Origin of the sequence: Pseudoalteromonas prydzensis (genome assembly GCF_011050055.1) — a bacterium.
Taxonomy (GTDB): Bacteria; Pseudomonadota; Gammaproteobacteria; order Enterobacterales; family Alteromonadaceae; genus Pseudoalteromonas; species Pseudoalteromonas prydzensis_A.
This window is the reverse complement of sequence record NZ_DRGM01000014.1, coordinates 1-4,097: the sequence shown is the minus strand read 5'-3', so window position 1 is coordinate 4,097 and position 4,097 is coordinate 1. Positions and strand designations below refer to the sequence as shown.

Below are 4,097 nucleotides of genomic sequence, written 5' to 3'. Positions count from 1 at the left end.
TGTTTAAGCCATCTAAAAGAGCTGCTAAAACATCACCAGGGTGATCTTCAAACTGTTGGAAGATAGAAAACATTTCTTCCATGTCTTTTTCAATAATGCTTTCTATAATTGCTTCTTTACTTTCAAAGTAATTATAAATATGGCCTGCACTCATCCCTGCCGTTTTAGATATTTCAGCCATGCCTGCACCGTGGTAACCTTTTCGGCGAAAACACTCTGCAGCAGCTGTTAGTATTTGTTCGCGCCTAGCTTGCGCTATAGCGGGATCTGTTTGCCTTTTTGCTTTAGGCTTCATGTTCAACTCCACTACCAAGTCATAAACTCAGTAAAGCAAGAGCTATAAATAGTCTCGCTATATAAATATGTAATGCGGCTTTAAAAGCCGCAAATATTATTTCTCTTCCTGAGCTGTTTCACTGGTTACGTTCCATCCGCCACCAAGCGCTTTGTACAAATTAATTTGGCTTGCAAGATACGCTTGCTGACCCGAAATTAACTGTTGCTGCGCGCCGTACCACGTACGCTGAGCATCAAGTACTTGCAAGTAGCTATCTGCGCCTTTTTCGTAACGCATTTTTGATAAATCAAACGTGATTTGTCGGCTACTTATAAGCATATCAAGCGCACTTAGTTGCTCTTGGTAACCTTCTCTATCAGCAAGTGCATCGGCAACTTCGCGAAACGCATTTTGAATTTTTTGCTGGTACGTTGCCACCGCAATTGCTTGATCGGCTTTAGCCACATCAAGATTTGCTTGGTTACGTCCCATATTAAAAATAGGTAAGCTAATTGTCGGCACAAAACTCCATGTCCCTGAGCCTGAATCAAATAAGCCACTTAAGTCACTTGAAGCAGTGCCGGCATTGGCCGTTAAGCTAATGCTTGGATAAAACGCCGCACGTGCAATGCCAATATTGGCATTTGCAGCAAGCATTAAATGCTCAGCGGCTTTAATATCAGGGCGTTGCGATAGCAAATCAGACGGTAAACCAACTGGCACTTCTGGCATGCTGATCAAATTAGTTAGGTCTTTGTTAGGCAGCAAATCGGCTGAAACAGATTTCCCTACTAATAAATCTAGGGCACTTTTATCACGCTTTAACAAACGCTTATATGTTGCTATATCTACTTTTGCTGTAGCTACTGTGCTTTTAAGCTGTTCAAGGGTAATTGAAGACGTAGCCCCCAAATCAAAGCTTTTTTGCGTAAGCGATAATGACTCTTGCTGAGAGGTTAGCGTTTCTTTTGCAAGCTCTAGCAGTTGTAAGTCCGTCGCGTAACTAAGCCACGCATTTGCAAGCTCAGAAATTAAAGATACCTGCGTACTGTATTGACTAAGCTCTGTAGAGTATAAATTTTGGAGTGCTTGCGCTGATTGGTTGCGCACTTTGCCCCAAATATCTAACTCGTAAGAGGTAATACCTACTGTTGCACTGTACTGCGAGCTAATAGCTGCATCGCCAGTACCCGACAAATCAGCCGGTAAACGCTGGCGCGTACCAGAAGCATTTAAATCAAGTGACGGATACAAAGCAGAATCTTCGATTTGATACAAACCACGAACACGCTGCACATTAAGCACTGCAATTTGCATATCTTTATTATGCTCAAGGCTTTGCGTAATTAACGTTTGTAGTTTTTCATCATTAAAAAACTGCTGCCAATTTAATTGCTGCGCAACGCTTTGCTCAGCACCTGATGCATAAGCATCAGATACTGGTAAAGCAAGGTCTTTTTGCTCTGGTGCAAGTTGGCAACCGCTCAGTACTAATAAAGCAATGGCACTTAGGCTGAATGTTTTAATGCTCATTCTGCACTCTCCTTCGTTGTCTCGTTAGTTTTGCCTGGGAACACACGGCGAACTAACACAAAGAATAACGGTACAAACACAACAACTAATATTGATGAGGCAAGTGTGCCACCAATAATCGAAATACCTAGCGCATTTTGGGCGCCAGATCCCGCACTTGAGGCAATCGCCAGTGGAATTACACCACAAATAAATGCCATTGAAGTCATGAGTATTGGGCGTAAACGCAGGCGTACAGCAGCAACGGCTGCATCAACTAATCCCAACCCTTCATCCATTTTATGAATAGCAAATTCTACAATTAATATCGCATTTTTAGACGCTAAACCTATGGTGGTCAACAAGCCCACCTGTAAGTAAATATCGTTAGATAAGCCACCGCCAAGTGCCGCCATAATTGCACCAAATATACCCAATGGCACAATCATCATTACCGCAAACGGTACTGACCAACTTTCATAAAGTGCGGCTAAACACAAAAATACAAATAATAATGATAAACCATATAGTAATGGAGCTTGACCACTACTAGAGCGCTCTTGGAATGAAATTCCGGTCCATTCAGACGAAATACCATTAGGTAATTGTTTTACTAAGCGTTCCATTTCATCCATTGCTTGGCCGGTACTGTAACCTGGTGCTGCACTACCTTGAATTTCCATTGCAGAAAAACCATTGTAACGCTCTAAACGTGGTGATCCGTAAGTCCAATAAGCACTAGCGAACGCTGAAAATGGCACCATATCGCCACTATCATTGCGCACATACCACTTATTTAGATCCTCTGGCACCATGCGCGATTGTGCATCACCTTGCATATACACTTTTTTAACTCGACCACGGTCAATAAAGTCATTCACATAACTACTACCCCACGCAGTGGCAAGCGTACTGTTTATATCACCTTGTGAAACACCAAGCGCTTCAGCTTTTGCCAAATCTGTGTCAAGTTGTAATTCAGGCATATCTTCTTGTCCATTTGGACGTACGCTCGCTAAAATTGGACTTTGGCTTGCTAAACCTAACAACTGGTTTCGTGCAGCTAACAGTGCGTCGTGGCCTAAGCCTACACGGTCTTGTAAAAATATATTAAAACCATTTGCAGTACCAAGCTCAACAATTGCAGGCGGCGGAAACGCAAACACAAACGCCTCTTTTATCGTTGAGAAGTACCCCATTGCTTTACCAGCCACACCTTGGACAGATAACTCATCACGCTGACGTTCATCCCAATGTTTGAGGTTAACAAAACCAATTGCAGCATTTTGACCTGAACCTGCAAAACTAAACCCTGTTACAGTAAAAATACCGTTAACAGCCTCAGATTGCTCATTTAGGTAATGGTTCTCCATTTTTTTAACAACTTCTAAAGTTTGTTGTGTTGTAGAACCTGCTGGCAATGAAACTTGGTTAAACAAAATACCTTGGTCTTCGTCTGGTAAGAATGCTGTTGGTAAGTGCGAAAACACATAAACCATACCACCCACTATCACAGCGTATATAAGTAAGTAACGCTTAGAGTGATTGATCATACGGCTTACAAAGCCTTGTGCGCCGCGATTCGTTTTATCAAAGCCTCGGTTAAATCCAGAGAAAAACTTGCCAATAAACGAGCTATCGTCGTGAACATGGCTTGGTTTTAATAACGTAGCACACAGTGCTGGTGTCAAAATAAGTGCAACCAATACCGAAAGACCCATCGCCGATACCAGTGTAATAGAGAACTGACGATAAATAATACCGGTAGAGCCACTAAAGAATGCCATTGGGATAAATACCGCAGAAAGCACCATGGCAATGCCTACCAGTGCACCTTTAATTTCATCCATAGACTTACGCGTAGCTTCGAGCGCGGAGAGTTTTTCCTCGGTCATTAAGCGCTCTACGTTTTCTACAACAACGATTGCGTCATCTACCAATAAGCCTATCGCAAGTACCATCGCAAACATTGTTAGCGTATTTATTGAATAACCAAAGGTGTATAAAATACCAAATGTACCTAGTAAAACCACTGGTACCGCAATAGTTGGAATAAGCGTTGCCCTAAAGTTTTGTAGGAACAAATACATAACTACAAAAACAAGTACAACCGCTTCAATTAAGGTGTGAATAACCTTTTCAATAGATAACGATACAAATGGTGTTGTGTCGTAAGGTACAACCGCATCTAGCCCTTCAGGAAAAAACGGTTTTAGCTCTTCAATTGCTTTTTTAACGCCTTCAGCTGTATCAAGTGCATTAGCGCCACTGGCTAATTTAATACCTAAGCCTGATGCCGGTTGTCCAT

The 4,097-nt window shown here is 42.1% G+C and carries 3 protein-coding genes; all 3 read right to left on the bottom strand.

What is annotated here, in order from left to right; translation table 11 throughout:
- Positions 1-295, bottom strand: a 295-nt coding sequence (locus ENH88_RS01140) for a TetR/AcrR family transcriptional regulator (protein ID WP_304178583.1), incomplete at its 3' end; no start/stop codon positions are given.
- Positions 296-391: 96 nt separating this feature from the next.
- Positions 392-1,810, bottom strand: coding sequence for an efflux transporter outer membrane subunit (locus tag ENH88_RS01135; protein ID WP_024600517.1), 1,419 nt, complete (start codon positions 1,808-1,810; stop codon positions 392-394).
- Positions 1,807-4,097: efflux RND transporter permease subunit (locus ENH88_RS01130; RefSeq protein ID WP_304178581.1), on the bottom strand; the 2,291-nt coding region annotated here is incomplete at its 5' end. The genes ENH88_RS01135 and ENH88_RS01130, both read right to left, overlap by 4 nt.

Bases quoted from the DNA above. Each gene is read 5' to 3' on its own strand.
- ENH88_RS01135 (WP_024600517.1), bottom strand. From the start codon at position 1,810: ATGAGCATTAAAACATTCAGCCTAAGTGCCATTGCTTTATTAGTACTG.